14 protein-coding genes are annotated in these 13,961 nt (G+C 44.8%); 11 read left to right on the plus strand and 3 right to left on the minus strand.

Annotated features, from left to right (window positions below; all coding sequences use genetic code 11):
- Positions 1 to 191 precede the first annotated feature (191 nt).
- The 6 genes from CL55_RS02200 to CL55_RS02225 all read left to right on the plus strand — a co-directional run bounded on the left by CL55_RS02200 (position 192) and on the right by CL55_RS02225 (position 5,017).
- Entirely contained in the window at positions 192 to 974 is a 783-nt protein-coding gene (locus tag CL55_RS02200) for a flagellin (protein ID WP_046329677.1), read from the plus strand.
- 63 nt (positions 975 to 1,037) lie between these two features.
- The gene (locus CL55_RS02205) at positions 1,038 to 1,436 is read left to right on the plus strand and encodes a flagellar protein FlaG (RefSeq protein WP_052728710.1); all 399 of its coding nucleotides are present in this window, start codon (positions 1,038 to 1,040) and stop codon (positions 1,434 to 1,436) included.
- 95 nt (positions 1,437 to 1,531) lie between these two features.
- Positions 1,532 to 3,178: a flagellar filament capping protein FliD gene (fliD, locus tag CL55_RS02210; RefSeq protein WP_046329678.1), complete on the plus strand. Its 1,647-nt coding sequence runs from the start codon at positions 1,532 to 1,534 to the stop codon at positions 3,176 to 3,178.
- 29 nt (positions 3,179 to 3,207) lie between these two features.
- Positions 3,208 to 3,585 carry a flagellar export chaperone FliS gene (gene fliS / locus CL55_RS02215; RefSeq protein WP_046329679.1) on the plus strand — a complete coding sequence of 126 codons (378 nt, stop codon included), beginning with the start codon at positions 3,208 to 3,210 and terminating at the stop codon, positions 3,583 to 3,585.
- A 77-nt stretch (positions 3,586 to 3,662) separates the two neighbouring features.
- Entirely contained in the window at positions 3,663 to 4,724 is a 1,062-nt protein-coding gene (locus tag CL55_RS02220; protein ID WP_156156255.1) for a hypothetical protein, read from the plus strand.
- Positions 4,724 to 5,017, plus strand: coding sequence for an EscU/YscU/HrcU family type III secretion system export apparatus switch protein (locus CL55_RS02225; RefSeq protein ID WP_046329681.1), 294 nt, complete (start codon positions 4,724 to 4,726; stop codon positions 5,015 to 5,017). The genes CL55_RS02220 and CL55_RS02225 overlap by 1 nt, the downstream gene beginning before the upstream one ends.
- A gap of 88 nt (positions 5,018 to 5,105) precedes the next feature.
- Here CL55_RS02225 and fliE read toward each other — a convergent pair whose 3' ends face one another.
- Genes fliE through CL55_RS02240 form a run of 3 tightly spaced genes read right to left on the minus strand, consistent with a single transcriptional unit; the run spans position 5,106 to position 8,094 of the window.
- Positions 5,106 to 5,429, minus strand: coding sequence for a flagellar hook-basal body complex protein FliE (gene fliE, locus CL55_RS02230; RefSeq protein WP_046331082.1), 324 nt, complete (start codon positions 5,427 to 5,429; stop codon positions 5,106 to 5,108).
- 20 nt (positions 5,430 to 5,449) lie between these two features.
- A complete protein-coding gene (locus CL55_RS02235) occupies positions 5,450 to 6,925 on the minus strand; it encodes a sigma-54-dependent transcriptional regulator (RefSeq protein ID WP_046329682.1) in 1,476 nt (491 codons plus the stop codon).
- Between the two features lie 14 nt (positions 6,926 to 6,939).
- Positions 6,940 to 8,094 carry a sensor histidine kinase gene (locus CL55_RS02240; protein ID WP_046329683.1) on the minus strand — a complete coding sequence of 385 codons (1,155 nt, stop codon included), beginning with the start codon at positions 8,092 to 8,094 and terminating at the stop codon, positions 6,940 to 6,942.
- Between the two features lie 164 nt (positions 8,095 to 8,258).
- On the opposite strand from CL55_RS02240, the gene fliF reads away from it, so the two are divergent.
- The 5 genes from fliF to CL55_RS02265 are packed head-to-tail and all read left to right on the plus strand — an operon-like array spanning position 8,259 to position 13,950.
- Positions 8,259 to 10,208 (plus strand): flagellar basal-body MS-ring/collar protein FliF, encoded by a 1,950-nt coding sequence (fliF, locus tag CL55_RS02245; protein ID WP_052728711.1) that lies wholly within the window; start codon positions 8,259 to 8,261, stop codon positions 10,206 to 10,208.
- 17 nt (positions 10,209 to 10,225) lie between these two features.
- Positions 10,226 to 11,320, plus strand: coding sequence for a flagellar motor switch protein FliG (gene fliG, locus CL55_RS02250; protein ID WP_052728712.1), 1,095 nt, complete (start codon positions 10,226 to 10,228; stop codon positions 11,318 to 11,320).
- A complete protein-coding gene (locus CL55_RS10410) occupies positions 11,307 to 12,116 on the plus strand; it encodes a FliH/SctL family protein (RefSeq protein WP_052728713.1) in 810 nt (269 codons plus the stop codon). The genes fliG and CL55_RS10410 overlap by 14 nt, the downstream gene beginning before the upstream one ends.
- Complete coding sequence (locus CL55_RS02260) at positions 12,113 to 13,498, plus strand: FliI/YscN family ATPase (protein ID WP_046329684.1); 1,386 nt, start codon at positions 12,113 to 12,115, stop codon at positions 13,496 to 13,498. Before CL55_RS10410 ends, CL55_RS02260 begins: the two co-directional genes overlap by 4 nt.
- Before the next feature lie 5 nt (positions 13,499 to 13,503).
- A complete protein-coding gene (locus tag CL55_RS02265) occupies positions 13,504 to 13,950 on the plus strand; it encodes a flagellar export protein FliJ (protein WP_046329685.1) in 447 nt (148 codons plus the stop codon).
- Positions 13,951 to 13,961: the final 11 nt, after the last annotated feature.

Here is a 13,961-nt window from a genome sequence, read left to right on the forward strand (position 1 = left end):
GATTACTTACATTTATATTAAAATAAATCTAATTAAAACAATGACTTATGTTATTCAATGCTAGTTCAGGGAAGTAGAGTGAAGAATACCTAAACACTTTCCTTGGCACCACCGTAACAGAATAGGTATGAGGAGCTATTTGATGTTGGTCCTCTCTAACTTGAAACTAACTTGAAATAACGGAGAAAAACATGGCAACGGTAATTAACACCAATATGGCTTCCATTTACGCTCAAAATAACTTGAGCGTTGCGCAAGGCAAATTAGCGACTTCAGTACAGCGCCTATCATCAGGACTGCGTATTAATAGCGCGAAAGACGACTCTGCTGGTCTCGCAATTAGTATGGGTATGCAGTCTCAAATTTACGGCATTGACCAAGCAAACCGCAATTTAAGCGACGTTATTGGTATGGCTCAGGTGACTGAAACAGCGCTGGCAACAATCCAGGATATGTTGTTACGCATGAAATCATTAGGTACTCAAGCAGGAAATGAAGCTTTAAGTTCTTCTCAGGTTGCTCAAATTACTACTGAAGCGACTGCAATCGTGGCACAAATTGCCTTAACACGATCTGAAGCTGTTTACAACGGAATCAGCCTGGTTGGTACAACTGCAGGTTCAACTTATGGCGTTCAGTCCGGTGTTTCAACATCCACTACGATTGATTTCATAACAGCAAATGCTGCTATTACCTCTACTGCCAGCACCTTTTCAAGCATTGACACTGATTTGCTAAGCATTTCTTCAGAGCGAGCCAAAATGGGCGCCTTGATCTCACGCGCTACATATTCTGCTCAAAACTTGCAGGCACAAAGTGCTAATTTAACTTCAGCGCGTTCTGCTATTGTGGACACTGATTTTGCATCAGAAACTGCAGCATTAACCAAGGGTCAAATCATGCAGCAAGCATCTACAGCAATGCTAGCACAGGCTAATCAGATGCCAAACGTGATCTTGTCACTGTTGAAGTAATTTACTATGATGGTGGGGCCAGGGTAAAAACTGGCCCCTATTAACTTTTTTAAGGAGTAAAAGATGAGCGAGATAACAGCAAGAAGCGTAGCTTCATCTGCGGCTAGTTCGTCTAAGTTAAATCAACCCAACGGAACCACTTCAGGCACGGTTGGAAAAACAAACACAGATGCAGCAGTTGTTGCAGCGGCAGCTAGTGCAGAATTTAGGCCTTCTAATATTAACCAAGTGACGCAGCCATCACGTGAAACAGTTGCGAGAGCAGCCGAGCAAATGCAAAAGTTTGTCAGTACCATGGGGCGCAATTTGAATTTCTCAATAGATGGAACGACAGGTCACCACATTGTGAGAGTCACCAATCCCGCAACTGGTGAGGTAGTCAGACAATTGCCATCAGAAGAGATGATTAGAATAGCGCACAGCCTGACCCAAATCTCTGCTCTAGTAAATCAAAAAGCCTAATGATTTGTTGCCCGCTTTGATAATGGCACAAAACTTGCAACACTTAGGATATTAATACGTCAGTTTTATGGGCTGACTCCTTAAGGCGATAAAAAATGGCTACATCAAGTATTGGCTCTGGCACAGCAGCAATTGACGTAGCTGGCATGGTCGAAGGTTTAATGGCCATAGAGAACAGGCCTTTGGTTGCATTGCAGTCGAAAATTATCAGCCAAAATTTACTGATTAGTGACTTGGGGCAGTTAAAAAGCAAAGTGGCAGCATTCCAAACAGCCCTTCAGGCTGTTGAAAATCCAGACTCTTACTCTGCGGCAGTTGCTAGCAGCTCAAATGAATCGGCAGTTACGGTCTCTAGTTCAACGGGCGCATTAATTGGTAGCCATGAAATAGAGGTTGATAAGCTAGCCAAGCCTGCCCAATATATCTTTGCCAATTCAGCCTTTACAGCCAATGATGCATTGGCAGGATTCACGACGGGTACGTTTGATTTAATAGTAGCGGGTGAAACTAACAGCTTAGCTGTAGATAGTGCAACCACTATTGAAGATTTGAGTACCTTTATTAACGGACTAGGTTTAAATGTTGCCGCCAGCATTACCCAAACGACATCCGGCCAATATGCTTTGATCATTCAGGGAACTCAATCTGGTGAGGACAATGATGTCACTTTTAGTGCGCATGATGCATTATCTGCAGACTTTGAAACTAATAATGCCTTGGCTGGATTCACCGCTACTGGTACATTTGATCTAATATTCGCGGGCGAAACCAAGAGCTTAGCTGTAGACAGTACAACCACTATTGAAAATTTGAGAACCTGGATTAATGGGCTTGGAATAGATGTTGCTGCCAGCATTGAGAGTAATGTATCCGGTAAATATGAATTGATTATCCAGGGCACTCAATCTGGTACTGAAGATGATGTCATTTTTGGTTTACGTGGTGCATCAATCTCTTCAGCTGCAGCTGTATTAGGATCTGATACAGCTTATGGTAATCAAGCTCAAGATGCGGAATTTACCTTAAATGGACTTGATTTTAAGAGGGCTACCAATAATATTAGCGATGTACTATCTGGTACAACATTCAATTTAGTTAGCACTACAGTTCAGGCCGCCACCATCACTCTAGCGGCCGGCCCTGATAACGGTCAGGAGGTAATTCAGGCATTCATTACCGCGTTTAATGACCTTACTGCGATGTCCAAAAAACTCACGCAAAAGGGCGAAGGTTCTACTGCAGCTGGTTCCTTAGCGGGATCGCCCGGAACCCTATTTTTTATCAATCAAATTAAGTCTATGCTCTCAACAGGCATTACTTATGAAAGTGGCGGCGTTTCTACTGCCTTGGATTTATATGAACTAGGTATCGACATCAATTCAGATGGTACGCTTGAATTTAATGCGGTAAATTATGCTAGTACCGATAGTCTTGCAACTATCTTAGCCTCTGGAATTAATATTGGTTCAACGAGTTTTTCTGACACCGAGAATCTAGATGCGTTTTTGACTTCACAAATTGAGGTCGGCGGTGACTTAAATGAATCCATTAGTAACGAACAAGATGATCTATATCAAATGAGTGAAAAAGAGGTGGCATTGCAAATGCGCCTCGATTCTAAGCAAAAAAGCTATATCAGCCAGTACTCTAGCTTAAATGCGCTATTATTCAAATTAAATAATACTAGTAGCGCTTTAACCAGCGCATTAGCAGGTTTGGTTGACGGTCAGAATAATAACTAGTTAATTGACGGATTTCGAAAAGTGTAATTATGAATAAAGCAGCCTTAAAATACGCAGATGGAAATAACCTAACCTCGGTGATGGCGGCTGATGCACGAGAACTTATTGTATTGATTCATGAGCGTATATTTGATCATTTAACTACCGCAAAAAAGGCGCTTGAAAACGATCAGATGCCCGCCGATAGTTTTGTTAAGGCAAGTGACTTGATTATTAAAGGCTTGCTTGGCTGTTTAGATTATAAAAAAGGCAAAGAAATTGCTGAAAATCTGAGCGTAATTTACCTTTGGTCAATACAAGAATTGATTTCTGCTCGCGCTGAACGTTCGGCAGATAAGGTGCAGGATGTGATAAACACATTAACTCCACTCTATGAGGCATGGGTAGAGATCTCTGACAGAGTTTAATAGTTACTAAGTGGTGTGTTTTTAGTCAAAAAACACATAAGTAAGATTTAGGGGATATTTTAGGTGGAAGAGGTGATATGCCAATACCAATACCTTCAAGCCTAACCATCAACCCAATGGTGGATGTCCGTAAAAATGACTTAGTTACCCCACCATCTGCTCCATCTACTGTAGAAAGCCTGAATGCAATTGATCCGCGTTTAGCGCTCAATATGCCAATGCCAGTAGTGGACTCGGCTGCAGGAAATGCTGTCAGAACTGCCCTGCAAAATGGTAATCTTGCAGAATTAACAACTATGCTGGAGTCTGGTGAACCCAGTGCTCAGCAAGCAGTGTTATTAGAAATTTCGAACCTTGCTTTGGGTAAATCTAATCTGTCAGCGAAGCTTACGCAGGCTAATTTAAACAATCTAGTATCTGAGAGTTTAAGCAGGATGGATAGTTTGGGAGGCGCCGCCTTAGGGCAGTTGCTTTCTGAAACTTTGATTGCTGATACCCCAGAAATAGCTCCCGGTACACAAAATCAAGTCAACTTAAATCAGACTAAAAGCGTAGTGGTGAATTGGCCAGTAGTAGATCCCAGTAAGCCTGGCACGCAGGATCCAAAAGTGGTCATGGGGGCTCTATACCTAAGTTTGCAAGCTTCTGGTATTTTTGCGGCCGATCAGTTAAAACGTGTGCTATTTCCTGCGGGCAGTGCCGATGACAAAATGGATTCGTTTCTGACGGCAGGTGACAAGCAAAAAGCCAGTGAACTTATGGCGCAATTATCAAACGATGCGCCAATCATTCGTGATTCGATGCGCCTATTATTGCGTGGTGACTTATTGTGGCAAGGTCAGTTAATGCCCAATGTTCAGGGTCGTTTATATCGTGAAGATGCCTGGCAATCAGATCCTCATCAGCCAAATCAACTGGAAAAGGGTAGTCGTATAACCCTAGAAGTGGGCTTACCTAACTTAGGTCCATTAAAGATTATTGGCACTCAGTTTGGCGAAAGTCTGCAGTTAATCGTTCAGGCAGATCCCGCGGCGCAAGCAAGCATGTCGAAAGCGTTTGCTACATTAGAAGACCAATTGCACACGCAAATTGATCCCGAGACGAGGGTTAGTTTAGGTCAAATAGAGGCGCCTGAGTAATGCACGATAAGGAAGAGAAAAAGATCCTCAAGGCAGTTGCGCTGAAGTATGAAATGAATAGCGCCGCGCCTAGGATTACGGGGCAAGGGGAAGGTTTTATTGCTGAAGCTATTTTGGCAAAAGCGAAGGAATTAGGCATTCCGACCAAAATAGAGCCTGAGCTAGTTGAGTTTTTAATGCAGCTCAAACTAAATGAATTGGTTCCCCCTAAGCTATATGCTGCGGTAGCAGAAGTACTCGCATGGGCATATGAATTAGATGGCAAAACGCTCGAAAAGCCTGTGGAGGAATAACTACTCTAATACCAAGTTACTTTAAAACTAAAAAAGTTTGAAGTAGAAAATCAAACCTTACAAAAAACCTAAGCGCTGAGAGCTAGACTTAGACCTGAAGATTGGTCACTTCTTTGTAGGCCTCAACCAGTTTATTTCGTACAGCGATCATGCCTTGCAGTGAGAGATTGGCTTTTTGGAGAGAAACAATTACATCCTCTAATGAGGTATCTGATGCCCCAGTGGAAAAAGACTGAGCTTTTGCTTGGGCGCTATTTGAAGCGGTATTGACGTTCTCGATCGCATTTTTCAGAATTGCCGAGAAATCAACCCCGTTGGCGCTTTGAGCATCAGTAGCGACAGGTTTACCACTGGCTGCAGCAGCAAGTGCTTGCATCCGGGTAATCATGGCATCTACGTTTGGAGTACTCATTGTCATATTATCTAACAAAATCAGTTATTAATAAAGCCAGCTTCTTTATAAGATTTCAGCTTATAACGTAATGCTCGAGCCGAAATTCCTAATATTTCTACTGCCTTGGTTCTATTGCCATCCACTTTGGCCAAAACCTTCAGAATATGATCACGCTCTACTGAATCAATGTCTTGCCCAATCTCATCAATATCTGATGCAATATTTGTGCCACTTTTCGGTGCATCCATAATAGGCTCTTCAGTGGAGGAGAGGTCAGGAATAGCATTTTTTGCTATTCCGAGTGAATTCGCTCCTAAATCCCCCAGTTCCAAATCCCCAGCCAAAATTTGATCACCATCAGCAAGTAATACGGCTCTTTGGATAATATTCTCTAATTCCCGAACGTTACCTGGCCAAGAATACGTTTTCAGTAGTTTTTTTGCCCCCTCACTCAACACCAGTTCATCTCGGCCAATGTTCATGCGGTAACGGGATAAAAAGAAATCCGCTAGTGGCAAGATATCCAGCGGCCTCTTACGAAGTTCAGTAACGTGGATTGGAAATACTGCCAGTCGAAAGTATAGGTCCTCCCGAAAATGGCCACTCTTGACTTGCTCTTGAAGATTGCGATTGGTTGCTGCTATGACCCTAACATCGGCCTGTATTAGCTCAGTAGAGCCAATGCGTTCCACCATTTTGTCTTGCAACACCCGTAATAGCTTGGCTTGCAAAGTGGCAGGCATTTCACCAATCTCATCTAAAAAAAGCGTGCCTTTATGAGCTTGCTCAAACTTACCGGTTTGGGCTTTAGTTGCGCCAGTAAAGGAACCCTTTTCATGTCCGAAAAGAATGGATTCAAGTAGGGTATCGGGAATCGCTGCACAGTTAATTGCGATATAGGGACCATTGGCTCTTTTGGAATGTAGATGTATATGACGCGCTACCAATTCTTTGCCAACACCAGATTGGCCGGTGACCAAAACGCTCGTGTCGGTCCCGGCTACTCTCTCGCAGCGAGCAAAGGTTGCTATTGTTTCGGGATCAGCGGCAATTAACTGATGTGCGGGGCTGCGAATCTCAGAGCCGACTAGTTGTGAAGCTTGGGTAGGGGTTACTACTTCAGATGTTTGAATAGATTCGGGTTGATTGCGCGCAATGATATCAATGAGTTGTTGCGGTACAAACGGTTTAATTAAAAAATCCCTTGCACCAGCTCGCAGGGCCTCTACCGCTAGTTTGGCGTCTGCAAAGGCGGTCATGATGACAACCGCAAGATCAGGACATTCTTTTTGTGCGATCTTTAGTAAATCTAAGCCAGTCATTCCTGGTAATTTGTAATCGGTTACTAAAACCGTTTTTAGGTCGGGACGCAATAAAGGAATGACTGTTTCAGCCCGTTGGTGCGTCACAAAGTCAATTTTATTCATGCGTAAAGTGACGGCAATTGCTTCTCTGAGGTCTTCATCATCTTCAATCAAAATTACGGGAAATGGCTGTGGGTCGCTGGCACGCATAGAAGTTTTCTGGGTTAATGAATTAAAGAAGAATGGTCATAAGGTAGGCTGATCTTAAAGACTGCGCCCTGTTTAGAACTCTCCGCGCTAATACTGCCTCGGTGCGTTTCAATGGTATTTTTGGCAATAGAAAGACCAAGCCCAGTGCCATTGGCACTCGTGGTGGCAAATGGCTCAAACAAGGAATTGAGGATCTCCTTGGAGATGCCTGGGCCTTGATCAGAAATCGTAATCGTTAGCATTTGCTGATCGCTTGAAGCCATTAAGCTGACCGTTTCATTGGCTTTAGAAACTGCGAGCGCATTTTCTAGAATTGCGACAATGGCATTGGATATTGCTTTGGGCTCAACTAACAGACTTCCATGATTGATATTGCTTGTTGTGACCGACAGGCTGACTTGCTTAGCCTTAAAGAGAAATTGAATGCTAGCTTGAGCATCTTCAATGATTTGGGTGGCGTTTACTAATACTGCCTTATTTGGTTTGTTTGAAATAAAGCGCAACATATCTTGAGATAGTTTCTCAAGATCTAATAGTTGCTTACGCAGGCGATCAGCAAACTCCTTAGCGGTGTCAGTATTAATTTCTCCATCGCAAAGATGTGATGCATAAAGCAGTGCCGTTGCTAGCGGCGTACGAAATTGATGGGCTATGCCGGCAGCCATGCGCCCCATGGCCGCCAAACGATTTTCTCGTTGTGTTTCTTCATGCCGCGAAATGTTGGTAGTGATGTCTTGAATTTGAATAAAACTGCGCGAGCCTTCATTGATTCGAATGACTTGAACCGTTTTTTGTAAGCGTTGATGGGCACCATTTTCTGCAATGACATATTCCCCTGGGGTAATAGAGGGTAGCCAATCAGCTGGAATTTCAAAAGTCACTCCTGGTTTTAATTCAGGAAGAAAAATCAGTACTGCTGGATTATGTAATAACACCACCTCGTTTTCCAGCAAAATAACCCCGGCTGGGATGGCATTGAGCAGAATCGCCAGACGTTGATTGGATTTTTGTAGTTCGCTACTGAGCTGATTGATCTTGTCCTGCAGGGCTGCCTGTTGGGCCTCGAGTTTCTGAGATTCTGCGTAGAAAATCGCAAAAGCCTCTTCCAGATGTTTGGTGGCATCTAGTGTTTCCTGCTTGGGGGGCAATTTACTGATATTTTGGGTCAATTAACTATTCTTTAAGGAGTGGCGGTAAGTAGGCAATATTTGCCGTTTTTTTATCCAATTAACTCCTAGGATATCAACATTTAGGCAAAATAGGCAAAAATGTTCTATATATAGTGTTATGATCTTTTTCAGAATCAGCCCTGACATGACGGAATCTATCAAAATTGAGTGAAGAAACGCAACCCGGATTACAGGAAAGCGAACGAGATGCGGCAGTAGTCAATATTGGCTCGCAGGTGGCCGCTGCCCCAGTAGCTCCAGCCAGCGCTTTTAGCGGGGGCGGTGTAGCCCTCCCCCAAAGTTTAGTTGGCCTACAAAATCGCATAAAAGCACTCAATGCCCAGCAACGTCTAATTTTGTCAGCAGCAGTATTTTTGGTCATTGCTGTACTGGTATTTGTTTCTGTCTCTGGAAAAAGCAAAGATGACTATCGCATTTTGTTCTCGAGCATTAATGAGCGAGATGGAGCGGCGATCGTAGCGGCTTTGCAGCAAATGAATGTGCCTTATAAGTTCACCGAAGGCGGGGCGGCCATATTAGTGCCCGAATCAGCGGTTTATGAAACTCGCCTCCGTTTGGCGGGTCAGGGCCTACCCAAGGCTGGTAATGTGGGTTTTGAGCTGCTTGAAAACCAAAAAATGGGAACGAGCCAATTTGTTGAGCAAGTTAACTACCAGCGTGGTTTAGAAGGTGAGTTAGCCCGCAGTATCAGCTCCTTAGCGCAAGTCAAATCTGCAAGAGTGATGTTGGCAATTCCTAAGCAAACCGCATTTATGCGCGAACAGGAAAAGCCGACGGCCTCCGTCATAGTGACAATGCATCCTGGACGTTTTTTAGATCCTCAGCAAGTTGCAGCGATTACCAATTTGGTGGGCTCCTCCGTTCCAAACCTTGGTCCAGCGAATGTCACGATTGTCGATTCGGAAGGCAGTTTGCTTGCCCCTAATGCACAGCGTCTGGCAGGCTTAGACAGCACGCAACTAAAGTATGTTGCCGAACTTGAGGGTGCGCTATCCAAGCGAGTGCAATCGATCCTAGAGCCCGTCACTGGTAAGGAAAATGTCAGAGCCCAAGTCACGGTCGATATGGATTTTGGCGAACTAGAAAGAACTGAAGAAACTTTTGGTCGTAATTCGCCACCCAATCAATCTTCGATTCGCAGTCAACAAACCAATGAAGCTGCCACACCCAGCTCGACTACCTCTGGTGTTCCTGGCGCTTTAACCAATCAAGCACCAGGTGCTGCGCAAGCGCCGATTAATACTCAAGCGGCTACTGGCGGAGCGGGACCACAAAATCTCAATGCACCTCCTACAAGTTCAGGTTCTAGCGCGAGCAATATCAAAAAAGATGCCACGATCAACTATGAGCTTGACCGGGCTATTCAGAGAATTAAGTCTGAAAAAGGTCAAGTTAGGAGAGTGTCTGCTGGCGTGGTGGTGAACTACAAACAGCCCCCTGGCGTTGATAAGGAAGGCAATCCTCGAAAGCCAATTCCCTACAATGCTAAAGAGCTTGATCAAATCAATAATTTGGTAAGAGATGCTGTGGGTTTTTCAGAAAAGCGTGGAGATAGTGTCAGTGTTGCCAATATCCCATTTAAGGTTGAAGTGAGTGATGAACCACCATTTTATAAACAAGCTGGGGTCATTGAATTAAGCAAAGAATTTTTCAAGTTTGCAATTATTTTAGGTTCGCTTGGTTTAATGTTTTTTGGAGTCGTACGTCCCTTACTCTTTCCTCCCAAAAAGGACGAGGTTATGGAAGAGCAGCGTATTGAGGAAGAGTTTGACGAGAAGATTAAAGCTGAAATGGCGCAGATGGATCCTCGGGCGCGTGAAAAGCGCCGTATGGAAGTGGAGCTCTTGCGTGAGCGCCAGCGCCTTGCTGAAGAAGAAGAGCGTGCTAGAGCTGAAGAAGATCGAAAACGGACAGAGGAAGAGCGCAAACGGATCGACGAAGAGAAGAAGCAAGAGTACGAAGAGCTACTTCAGTACGCGAAAGATTTTGTGGAAAATAATCCTCGAGCTGTTTCTGCAATTTTCAAAGAGTGGCTGTCTGAAGATGCGGCTAAGCAAAATGCTGGTAATGCTGAAGCTGCGCCCGCCGCATAACATGAGGAGAATCTGTTTTGGCTGATGAAGCTCCCGTAGAAAAATCGCTATCGATAGCAGAGGCTCTGAAAGAGGGTGTCAAAGCTGCGCCTGTTGGCGGTACGATTTCTTTCGATGATTTGGACGGCGCTTCTCGTGCTGCAGTAATACTTTTGGCTGTTGGTGCTGAATCTGCGGCTAATGTGATGCGTGGCATGACTCCATTTGAGGTGCAACGCCTATCAGGAAAGATGGCGGTCGTGCGATCTTTGAGTAGAGATTTGGTGTTGGAAGTATTGCGGCAATTTAAGGATGTTAGTTCCAACAATACACAAGTTGCATTTGACACTGATGACTTTATGCAGAACATGCTTACCAAAGCAATGGGCGCGGAAGGAGCTTCAGATCTTCTAGGCCGCCTTGAGTCTACGCTGGACATGTCTGGTATCGAAACCCTGAAGCGCATGGAGTCAGATGTTCTGTACGAGCTCATCAAAAATGAACATCCGCAGATTATCGCAACAGTAATGGTATTTTTAGATCCCACTCAAGCTGCTGGCTTGCTCAAGCTATTCCAAGATGAGCTGCGTAACGAACTCATCTTACGTATCGCTCTTTTAGAAAAAGTGCAGCCAGCTGCTCTGAAAGAGTTGAACGAAGTAATGTCCCGCTCTTCAGGCCCAGATTCGGATTTTCGTCGCAGTACTGTTGGCGGCGTAGTACCTACTGCCGAGATTTTGAATATGCTCTCGGGTGGTTTGGATAAAGTCGCCCTAGAAAATATTCGAAACTACAACAGTGACTTGGCTGATGCCATTCAAGAAAAAATGTTTGTCTTCGAAGACTTTTTGGAGTTGGAAGATCGTTCATTGCAGACTTTATTGACAGAGGTTCCGCAAGAGACACTCATTATTGCATTGAAAGGTGCAAGTCCTAAATTACGTGAAAAAATCTTTAAAAATATGGCAAAACGCTCTGCCGATACAGTGCGTGAGGATCTTGAAACAAGACCGCCTGTGAAGGTAATTGAAGTCGAGTTAAGTCAGAAAGATGTGATTGCAATCGCTCGTGCCTTGAGTGAGGAAGGTCGAGTCAATATGGAGAGAGGTAAGTCCGCTGATGCCTTCCTCTGATGAGGACTCCCTGCTAACGCGATGGGAGCCACCTTCTTTTGATCCCCCTAAACCTCCTAAGCCACCTAAGGTGGCTCCGATTCATTACCCCACCGTTGAGGAAGTCGAAGCAATTCGACATGACGCTTATGAAGAAGCCTATGAGCTCGGTTCTAATGAGGGTTTTGTAGAAGGGCGCACAGCTGGTTACGACGAAGGTAAGGCAACTGGCTACGACGAGGGGTATAAAGCGGGGTATCAAGACGCTGAGCAAGAGACACTTCGTTTGCAAAATGCTTTGGGGCAACTTTTAGAGTCGCTTGTTGGAATGCCCGAGGCAATTGCAGCACCTTTAACTCAGTTTAGTTTTGAAATCGCCTCACGTTTAAGCGCTAACAGTTCAATGGAGCGCGCTCCATTTGTTATGGCTGTGCAAGAAGCGCTGATGCGTTTACCTCGACCTGGTGAGAATCTCTATCTCCGCTTACGCGCTGAAGAAGTAGAAACTTGGAGAAGGATTATTGAAGACCCAGGCTTGCCATTTAATTGCACGATCTTAGTAGACGCCGATGTTCGTCCAGGGCACGCTTATGTAGAGGTGAGTGGCGCTCGCATTGATGTGGGGGTAGAGGCGCGTATTGCATTAGTGAAGGCGGCTTTAGGTTTAGATGGAGCCGTAATGCAGGAAAAAAAAGAGATTGATTCAAAAATCACTACTGAACTTTTAGATCATCAGTCTGATAGTGAGACGTATCCTGAGGAAGATGTACAGAGCGATTCTGAAATTGATCCCGATAGTCAGGCGAATCAAAAATGAGTGTTTTGCAAGCTCGGGAATTAGTAGATCAGATTGAGATGCGGCGTCAACATTTAATGCAAACGCCTTATTCAATTCGAGAAGGAAAGTTAAAGCGCGTCTCCGGAATTGTTTTAGAGGTTGAAGGCTTGCCGATGAGCATTGGGTCGGGCGCTACCATCCTATCTGAATTGGGCGGCAAGACTTACGATGCCGAGTGTATTGGTTTCAATGGTGCAATTACCTATTTGATGCCGATTGATGCTATGGAAAATATTTCGCCAGGTGCATTGGTGTATCCAGCAAATACGCCCTTTAACTCTGGTGCAGGTTATATCTCCAGTAGCGTAGATGAACCCTTGACGATTGGCGAGAGTTTGCTAGGCAGAGTAGTCGATGGTTTAGGTCGACCAATCGATGGTAAGGGTTATGGTGAAAAACAATTTTCACCCATCATCCAAAGAATGTTAAATCCCTTGGATAGAACGCCTATTCACGAACCCTTGGATGTTGGTATTCAAGCAGTAAATGGTTTGTTAACAGTAGGTCGTGGCCAGCGCGTTGGAATATTTGCGGGTTCTGGTGTGGGTAAAAGTGTTTTACTAGGTATGCTTGCGCGCAATTGTGTTGCCGATGTCATTGTGATTGGTCTTGTTGGCGAACGTGGGCGTGAAGTGCGGGAGTTTTGTGAAGACACTTTGGGCCCTGAATCATTCAAGCGCGCCGTTGTTGTTGCGGCACCTGCAGACGCTTCTCCTTTGGCGCGCTCAAAAGGAGCGTCATACGCAACCGATGTTGCGATTTGGTTTCGAGATCAAGGTAAGCATGTAGTGCTGATTGTGGATTCACTTACCCGTTATGCAATGGCTTTGCGAGAAATTGGCCTCAGCTTAGGAGAGGCGCCGGTTGCACGTGGCTATCCTCCCAGTGTATTTGCCCGCATGCCAGAGCTAGTCGAGCGAGTTGGAAATGGCGCCAACCCCGATGGCTCGATCACTGCTTTTTATACTGTGTTACTGGAGGGTGACGACACTAACGATCCTGTTGCCGATACCGCACGCGGTATTTTGGATGGACACTTCTTCCTCTCTAGAGAATTGGCTGATAGCGGACACTACCCAGCTATAGATGTAGAGAAGTCAATTTCTCGTGTCATGCCAAAAGTAGTGTCTAAAGCGCACTTGCTCTCTGCCAGAAGAATGAAGCAGTTATACAGCCGATATATGCGAGGCAGGGATCTCGTCTCAATGGGTGCCTATATTGCGGGTAGTGACCCAGAATTAGATGCTGCTTTGCAAGCTTGGCCAAAAATCCAAGCCTTTTTACAGCAAGACGCCGATGTAACCGTTTCCATAGACCAAACGGAAAGTTTGTTGGCTGAAATTAGTCCGCCTAATCTGTAAATCTGATGAACGCCATAGAGCTCCTACATCGTTTAGCCAAAATACGGGAAGATCAAGCTATGGCGCGGGCAAAACGCGTAGCTAGTCAAGTAAATCAGCAAAAAGCCTTTAAAGATCAGGTGCTTGCATACGCCAAAGACTATGAATCCCAAATGCTTGCAGGTGCAAAAGGAGGATCTTCGGTAGCCTTCATCCAAGATGCCAATGCTTTTAGAGAAAAGCTGCTGCACAGCGCCATTGAGATGGATGGGCAGATTCAAGGCTTAGCCAGAGCCTCTGAGGACACCTTAAAAACAGCTACTATGGCCAGAATGCGTACTCGGGGGCTATCTAAGTTGGTGGATAAAATGCACCGAGAGGCCAAAAGAAAACAGGCTAAAGCAGAGTTAAGCCAGTTTGAAGATAACTTCTCAGCAAGGCTGAGTTATAAATCTGGCACGAAAGATGCATAGTTGGTAGTGTT

The sequence above is a fragment of the Polynucleobacter duraquae genome, assembly GCF_000973625.1.
In the GTDB taxonomy this organism is placed as follows: domain Bacteria; phylum Pseudomonadota; class Gammaproteobacteria; order Burkholderiales; family Burkholderiaceae; genus Polynucleobacter; species Polynucleobacter duraquae.